The sequence below is a fragment of the Streptomyces altiplanensis genome, from assembly GCF_053591575.1.
Genome location: NZ_JBSFUB010000051.1, coordinates 43,002 through 50,567, shown reverse-complemented (window position 1 = coordinate 50,567; position 7,566 = coordinate 43,002). Strand labels below are relative to the sequence as shown.

Below are 7,566 nucleotides of genomic sequence, written 5' to 3'. Positions count from 1 at the left end.
CCTCGCGGGCTTTCCTCCGGGCTTTCGTTCGGCATTTCGTGTTCCCGACTCTATCAGACCCTTTCCGGCCCGACTTCCTCGGCGCCTTCCGGTTCTTCGCTTTCGCGTTTCCCTTTCCGGCGGTTCCGACTCTATCAGATCCTTTCGGGCCCGATCCCCGGTCGGCGGGGTTTGTCTTTCCGGCCGCTGGGCCGTTCCGACGAGTGAGACTTTAGCGGAATCCTGGCTCCCGAGCTAATCGGGAGCGTTCCTTCGAACGCGGATTCTTCATTTCGCAAAAACGCACAAAAGTGGGACGACAACTGTCGTTCGCTCCAGTGGTTTCTGCGGAATGGCTGTCCGGGGCCGGCCGGGGCCGGTGCTCACGTCGGACAACTCGGAGAACACTACGTAGGTGTCAATCCCCTGTCAACCGGGGGCTCCGCCGCTATGGTGGGGGCCATGACTTCGCGTACGTACACCCAGGGGTGGCGGGCCGCCTGACGGCGGCCGGCAGACACGTATGCGCTCAACGGCCGCCGCTTCGGCGGCCGTTCGTGTTTCTCCCTCCGGGAGGCCGGTCGCCGGTGGTGGCGGCTCCTACCAGGAGGCAAGAGAGATGACGCGGATCTTCAGCGGGGTCAAGCCGACCGGGCACCTGACGCTGGGCAACTATCTCGGGGCCGTGCGGCGGTGGGCCGAGGCCGATCAGCACCGGGCCGACGCGCTGTTCTGTGTCGTGGACCTGCACGCGCTGACCGTCGAACACGATCCGGCGCGGGTACGGCGGCTCAGTCGGCAGGCCGCCACGCTGCTGCTGGCGGCCGGGCTCGATCCGGCGCTGTGCACCGTGTTCGTGCAGAGCCATGTGGATGAGCACGCGCGGCTGTCGTACGTAATGGAATGCACGGCCACGGACGGTGAGCTGCGGCGGATGATCCAGTACAAGGAGAAGAGCGCGCGGGCGCGGGCGGCCGGGGAGAGTGTGCGGCTGTCACTGCTGACGTATCCGGCGCTGATGGCGGCGGACATCCTGGCGTACGGGACCGATGAGGTGCCGGTGGGGGACGACCAGACCCAGCACGTGGAGCTGACCCGGGATCTGGCGGTGCGGTTCAACCAGAGGTACGGGCACACCTTCGTGGTGCCGAAGGCCACGCGTCCGGAGGTGGCCGCTCGGGTCATGGACCTTCAGGAGCCGACTTCGAAGATGGGGAAGTCGCACGCGGCCACCGCGGGGATCGTCTATCTGCTCGACGAGCCCGAAGTGGTGCGGAAGAAGATCATGCGGGCCGTGACGGACAGTGGGCGCGAGGTGGAGTACGACCGGGAGGAGAAGCCCGGGGTCGCGAATCTGCTGGATGTGCTCGCGGCTTGTGAGGGTGGGAACCCGGAGGAGCTGGCCGGTGTGTACGAGTCGTACGGGGCGTTGAAGAAGGACACCGCGGAGGCTGTCGTCGAGTTGCTGAGGCCGGTGCGGGAGCGGCACGCGGAGCTGGCGGCCGATCCCGGTTATGTGGATCAGGTGCTGAGGGAGGGGGCGGAGCGGGCTCGGGGGATGGCGCGGCCGACGGTGGACGCCGCTTATCGGGCCATCGGGCTGCTGCCTGCGGGCTGAGGGCGGCGGAAGGCCGCGCGGTAGTCGCGTGGGCTGGTGGCGAGGTGGGCCGCGAAGTGCTGGCGCATGGTCACCTCGCTGCCGAAACCCGCGCGGCGGGCCACCTCGGGGATGGGGTGGTCGGTGCGTTCCAGCAGCTTCTGGGCGGCGGCGAGGCGCTGGGTGATGAGCCAGCGCTGCGGAGTGGTGCCGGTGGTCGCTGAGAAGTGTCGGGCGAAGGAACGGGGGGACATGCCGGCGCGGGCTGCGAGGCCGGTGACGGTGAGCGGTTCGTGCAGGTGGCGCAGGGCGTATTCGCGTACGGAGGCGAGGGTGTCCGCGTCGCGGTCGGCCCGGGGTGTGGGGTGCTCGATGAACTGGGCCTGGGTGCCGGTGCGGAAGGGGGCGGTGACCATCGAGCGGGCGACGGTCGCGGCGGCTTCGGCGCCGTGCGTCGTACGGAGGAGATGGAGGCACAGGTCGATGCCGGCGGCGGTTCCGGCGGAGGTCCAGATGTTGTCGTCCTCGATGAAGAGGGCGTCGGGGACGACGGTGACGTGGGGGTGGTGCGTACGGAAGAGGTCGGTGAGGTTCCAGTGGGTGATGGCCCGACGGCCGTCCAGGAGGCCGGCCTGAGCGAGGGTGAAAGCGCCTCCGCAGAGCGCGGCGATGGGAGTGCCTCGGGTGTGGGCTCGGCGGAGGGCGTCCAGGACCTGGGGCGGGGCCGGGGTGAGGTGGTCGTCCAGGCCTGGGACGACGATCAGGTGGGGGGCGGTGCGGGTGCCGGCCAGCCAGTCGAGGGTGCGGTCGGGGGTGAGGGTGAGGCCGCCCCGCATAAGGACGGGGGTGCGGTCGACGGCGACCCGGCGGAGGTCGAAGGCGGGGACGCCGCGGTCGGTGCGGTCGACACCCCAGACCTCGGTGATGACGGAGACGTCGAACGCACGGATTCCCGGGAAGGTGAGGAGCGCGATGCGGTGAGGGGTCGCTCGGGAAGTCACCTTGGCAGTAAACCATCGAGCGATGGCTTTCCTCCGTATGGGAGGAGCCGGTGGCGGGCGGCAGCATCGTCGGTATGGAGATCGCAGAGAACGCAGCGCTGGTGGTTGTCGACGTACAGAAGGGGTTCGAGGAGGAGGAGCACTGGGGGCCTCGGAACAATCCGGCGGCCGACGAGAACATCGCCGCTCTGATCGACACGTGGCAGGCGACGGGGCGGCCGGTCGTCTTCGTACGGCACGACTCGCAGAAGCCCGATTCGCCGCTGCGGGCCGGGTACGAGGGGAACGGGTTCAAGGAGTACGTGGAGCAGCGGCGCGGGAAGGGCGGCGGGGCGGAGCTCTTCGTCACCAAGAGCGTGAACTCGGCCTTCTACGGGACGCCGGACCTGGATGCGTGGCTGAAGGGGGTGGGGGGCGCGGGCGGAGTGCGGCAGATCGTCGTGGCCGGGATCCAGACCAACATGTGCGCCGAGACGACGGCTCGGATGGGCGGGAACCTGGGGTACGAGGTGCTGTTCGCGCTGGATGCGACGTACACCTTCGACGGGGCCGGGCCGTGGGGGTGGACGCTGAGCGCCGATGAGCTGGCGCGGGCCACCGCCGTGTCGCTGCACGACGGTGGGTTCGCGCAAGTGGTGGGGACGGAGGAGCTGGTGCGGGCGGCGGAGCGGGTGGGGGTTTCCGGTTCGCCGGTCCCGGGTGCGGGTGCGGGCGCGGGTGTCGGGTAGTCGCTGGGTCAGCCGTTGCCCGAGGCGAGCTCGCGGCTGCGGTCGCGGGCCGCTTCGAGGGCCGCGATGAGGGCGGCTCGTACACCGTGGTTCTCGAGCTCGCGGATCGCGTTGATGGTGGTTCCGGCGGGTGAGGTGACTGCCTCGCGGAGCTTCACCGGGTGCTCGCCGCTGTCGCGGAGCATCACGGCCGCGCCGATGGCTGCCTGGACGATCAGGTCGTGGGCCTGGGCGCGGGGCAGGCCGAGGAGGATGCCGGCGTCGGTCATCGCCTCGACGAGGTAGTAGAAGTACGCCGGGCCGGAGCCGGAGAGGGCTGTGGCCGCGTCCTGCTGGGACTCGGGGACGCGGAGTGTCTTGCCTACGCCGCCGAAGATCTCCTCGGTGTGGAGGAGGTGCTCGGGGGTGGCGTGGGTGCCGGCCGAGATGACGGACATCGCCTCGTCCACGAGGGCGGGGGTGTTCGTCATGACGCGGACGACCGGGGTGTTGGGGGCGAGGCGCTCTTCGAAGTAGGCGGTGGGGATGCCGGCGGCGCCGCTGATGACCAGGCGGTCGGCGGGGACGTGGGGGGCGAGTTCGTCGAGGAGTTTGCCCATGTCCTGCGGCTTGACCGTGAGGATGAGGGTGTCGGCGCGCTTGGCGGCTTCGGCGTTGGTCACCGGTTCGACGCCGTAGCGGGTGCGGAGTTCTTCGGCGCGCTCGGGGCGGCGGGCGGTGACCAGGAGGTCGGCGGGGCGCCAGCCGGCTCGGATCATTCCGCTGAGCAGGGCCTCGCCGATTTTTCCGGTGCCGAGGAATGCGACTGTCTGGGTCATGCGGTTCACCTCGCCGGTGGGCGCGTCTGGTGCGTCTGGCTTCTCTGCCGTTCAGGGGACATCTTCGCACCGGGGGGCGGGGTGGGGGCGGGGTGTCCGGTGGGCGGAACGGGGTGGGTGACCTGGGGCGGGGTGAGGTGGGGTGGTCCGGTGGGGTGAGTTACTACGTGGTGCGGCGGCGGAGGGTGGCTGCGCCCAGGATGAGGACCAGGAGGGCCACGGCCGCGACGATCGCGGCGTCCCGGACGAAGGTGAACGTCACGTCCGTGTGGCGCAGGACTTCGTTCATGCCGTCCACGGCGTACGACATGGGGAGCACGTTCGAGATCGCCTCCAGGGCCGGCTGCATCGTGTCGCGGGGAGTGAACAGGCCGCACAGAAGCAGCTGCGGGAAGATCACCGCCGGCATGAACTGGACGGCCTGGAATTCCGACGCCGCGAAGGCCGAGACGAACAGCCCCAGTGCTGTGCCCAGCAGGGCGTCGAGGAGGGCGATCAGGAGCAGCAGCCAGGGGGAGCCGACCACGTCCAGGCCCAGGAACCAGAGGGAGGCTCCTGTGGCCAGGGCTGATTGGACTACGGCCAGGAGGCCGAAGGCCAGGGCGTAGCCCGCGATCAGATCGGCCTTGGCCAGGGGCATGGCGAGGAGGCGTTCGAGGGTGCCCGAGGTGCGTTCTCGCAGGGTGGCGATCGATGTCACCAGGAACATCGTGATGAGGGGGAAGATCCCGAGCAGGGACGCGCCGATGGAGTCGAAGGTCCGCGGCGACGCGTCGAAGACGAAGCGCAGCAGCGTGATCATCACTACCGGGACGAGGAGCAGGAGCGCGATCGTCCGGGGGTCGTGGCGCAGCTGGGTCAGGACGCGGGCGGCTGTGGCGAGGGTGCGGGAAGCGTTCATCGGGTTGCCTCCTGGCGGGAGTTCGCCTCGTCGACCAGGTGGAGGAACGCCTCTTCCACCGTGGCGCGGTGCGTACGGGAGCGGAGGGCTTCGGGGGTGCCCTCGGCCAGGATCTCGCCCTCGCGCATGAGGAGGAGGCGGTGGCAGCGCTCGGCCTCGTCCATCACGTGGGAGGAGATGAGGAGGGTGGCGCCGCGGTCCGCGAGGGTGTGGAAGAGGTTCCACAGGTCGCGGCGCAGGACCGGGTCGAGGCCGACGGTCGGTTCGTCCAGGACGAGGAGTTCGGGCGTGGCGAGGAGGGCCACGGCCAGGGACACGCGGCTGCTCTGGCCGCCCGAGAGGCTGCCGGCCAGGGCGGCCTGGTGCGAGGTGAGGTCGACGTCGGCGATGGCGCGGGTGACGGCGTCGTGGCGGGCTTCGCGGTGGTCGCGGCCGGGCTGGAGAACGGCCGCGAAGTAGTCCAGGTTCTGGCGGACCGTGAGGTCGGCGTAGACGGAGGGGGCTTGGGTCACGTAGCCGATGCGGGGGCGGAGGGTCGCGTCGCCGGCCGGGCGGCCCAGGACTTCGAGGGTGCCGGTGACTTTGGCCTGGGTGCCGACGACGGCTCGCATGAGGGTCGTCTTGCCGCAGCCGGAGGGGCCCAGGAGGCCGGTGATTCTGCCTCGGGGGACGGCGAAGCCGAGGTTTCGCAGGACGGTGCGCCGGCCTCGTACGACGGTGAGGCCGTGGGCGGTCACGGCGGCCCCGTCTGCCGTGACCGCGGGCTCGGGGGCGTAATTCATCATGTGTTGAATAATGCTCCCGGTGGTGACGCGCGTCAAGGACCCGGGCGGTTGATACGCCGCCGGGTCACGGCCCGGCGGTGGTGGGTTGGGAACCGCGGGTCTGTGGGGCCGTGGGGCCGTGGGGCCGTGGAGCCGTGGGCCGTGGAGCCAGTTCCGGGGCCGGGAGGCTGCGGGTCAGGGCGGGGTGGCGGGATGCCAGGCGCAGAGTGCGGATCGTGGAACGTACGATCTGCTCCTTCACGAGGGCGACCGCGCGGCCGGCCGGTGAGGACGCGGTCGCGGGGCGATTCGTCGGCGCGAGTCGTCGGCGCGTACGAACCGGATCCGGCCCTCGCGGCGGCCGAGTAACCCTGCGGCGCGGGTCCCGGGGTGCGAGACCGGGCGCAGGGCCGCGTCCACGCGGATGCGGCCCGTGCCGTCGAGGGCCGGTCTCGTCGGCGGTCGCTGGCCCGGTGCGCGCGGTCAGCGCGCCGGCCCGGACGACGGTACCGGCGTCGACCGTGTCGGAGTCGTCGACGTGGTGACCCTCTTCGACGCGCACTCCGAGCGTTTCGAGCGTCGTACAGACAGGGGGCGGTCGCGGGAGGAGGGGCCCGGGGTGAGTTGCCCGCCGGTCAACAGCCGGGCTCGGTGGCGGCCGTCCCGATGCTGGTGAAGTCGCCGCCGACGGCGGTGGCGCGGGCGGCGTCGTGCTGGACGCCGGTGCCCCGGGGAACCGGGACAGCGGGGGGGCGAGGAGGGGCGGGCGCCGGCGGCGAGGTCGTGCCGGCGTACGGGCGCGGATCGCGGGCCCCGCCGTCCGGGAGCGCCTGTCGGCGCGGCCAGGTCTCCTCTACGGCGGCATCGGCGGTGGTGGCGACCGGTCCGGTGATGCGGCAGGCGGTGCCCCGGAGGCGTGTGTGCTGTTCCTCGAACGCGTCCAGGTCCGCCATGGAGCCGGTCCTCGCCCGGGGCGGTCAGGGCGGTCGGGGCGGTCGGGGACATCCACGGGCAGGGGTCCGTCCGCGCGGCCTCCTGTTGCCGGGTCGGCTAACGGCGTCGCTTGGGCTTCTTCTTGCGGGCCGCCGGGTTGCCCGTGCGGGAGCCCCGGCGGCGTTCGTACTGGATGAGGGCCGTCTCGTACTCACTGCGGTGCAGCTTCTCGCCCGGGGCCTCGGTGAGCGAGCGGAAGAAGTACGCGAGGAGTACGCCGATGAAGCCGATGCTCTTCAGGCTGCGCAGCGAGGCCTCGGTGGCGGGGTCGGGGCGGCGTGCGTACCCCGTCCAGGTGCGGCGGAAGGCGATCGCGCTGCAGATCGCGAACATGGCGACCACCAGGATGTTCAGGAAGCTGCCGACGTCGGCGATCGCCAGGCCCTGGTAGGCGAAGCGCAGCACGAAGCAGCCGGCGGCAGCGGCGGCCAGTGAACCGACGGCGGCCCCGGCCCGGCGCAGCCCGTAGCCGTTGCCGTGGTCCACCCAGGTCGTGCCGAAGAACCGGATGGGCTCGGGCTGCGGACCGCCGCCTCCGCCGTCGCCCGGAGTGGTGGGGGCGTCGGGGGTGGTCGGGGTGCCGCTGGCGTTTTCGCTCACGGGTCGATTATCCCCGGTGGGAGGGGTGGGCGGTCAGGCGCAGCGCACGGCGACGCAACCATCGCGGTCCGTATTCGCGTATGCGTCGAAATGGACTGCCCGGACACGGTGCCGTCCCACGGCTTCGGCGTCCCGTACGGGCCGTGACCGTCTCGCCCGGCTTCTGGCAATGGAGCAGTGGAGCA

The 7,566-nt window shown here is 71.1% G+C and carries 8 protein-coding genes; 2 read left to right on the top strand and 6 right to left on the bottom strand.

Annotation, left to right across the window (positions count from 1 at the left end; translation table 11 throughout):
* Positions 1-598 precede the first annotated feature (598 nt).
* On the top strand, positions 599-1,597 hold the full coding sequence (trpS, locus tag ACWD0Y_RS21950) for a tryptophan--tRNA ligase (RefSeq protein ID WP_450262007.1): 999 nt from the start codon (positions 599-601) through the stop codon (positions 1,595-1,597).
* On the opposite strand, the gene ACWD0Y_RS21945 is transcribed toward trpS, so the two are convergent.
* Positions 1,564-2,577 (bottom strand): GlxA family transcriptional regulator, encoded by a 1,014-nt coding sequence (locus ACWD0Y_RS21945; protein ID WP_450262006.1) that lies wholly within the window; start codon positions 2,575-2,577, stop codon positions 1,564-1,566. The two genes, trpS and ACWD0Y_RS21945, sit on opposite strands and share 34 nt — an antisense overlap.
* A 74-nt stretch (positions 2,578-2,651) precedes the next feature.
* Here ACWD0Y_RS21945 and ACWD0Y_RS21940 point away from each other — a divergent pair, with 74 nt between their 5' ends.
* Complete coding sequence (locus tag ACWD0Y_RS21940) at positions 2,652-3,305, top strand: cysteine hydrolase family protein (RefSeq protein ID WP_450262005.1); 654 nt, start codon at positions 2,652-2,654, stop codon at positions 3,303-3,305.
* Between the two features lie 8 nt (positions 3,306-3,313).
* On the opposite strand, the gene proC is transcribed toward ACWD0Y_RS21940, so the two are convergent.
* From proC to ACWD0Y_RS21915, 5 genes are all read right to left on the bottom strand, one after another.
* Positions 3,314-4,123, bottom strand: a complete 810-nt coding sequence (proC, locus tag ACWD0Y_RS21935) for a pyrroline-5-carboxylate reductase (protein WP_093799695.1) — start codon at positions 4,121-4,123, stop codon at positions 3,314-3,316.
* A gap of 163 nt (positions 4,124-4,286) precedes the next feature.
* A complete protein-coding gene (locus ACWD0Y_RS21930) occupies positions 4,287-5,024 on the bottom strand; it encodes an ABC transporter permease (protein WP_450262004.1) in 738 nt (245 codons plus the stop codon).
* Positions 5,021-5,809 (bottom strand): ABC transporter ATP-binding protein, encoded by a 789-nt coding sequence (locus ACWD0Y_RS21925; protein WP_450262003.1) that lies wholly within the window; start codon positions 5,807-5,809, stop codon positions 5,021-5,023. Before ACWD0Y_RS21925 ends, ACWD0Y_RS21930 begins: the two co-directional genes overlap by 4 nt.
* 614 nt (positions 5,810-6,423) lie before the next feature.
* Positions 6,424-6,741 carry a hypothetical protein gene (locus tag ACWD0Y_RS21920; protein WP_450262002.1) on the bottom strand — a complete coding sequence of 106 codons (318 nt, stop codon included), beginning with the start codon at positions 6,739-6,741 and terminating at the stop codon, positions 6,424-6,426.
* A 97-nt stretch (positions 6,742-6,838) separates the two neighbouring features.
* A complete protein-coding gene (locus tag ACWD0Y_RS21915; protein ID WP_450262001.1) occupies positions 6,839-7,381 on the bottom strand; it encodes a hypothetical protein in 543 nt (180 codons plus the stop codon).
* Positions 7,382-7,566 lie beyond the last annotated feature (185 nt).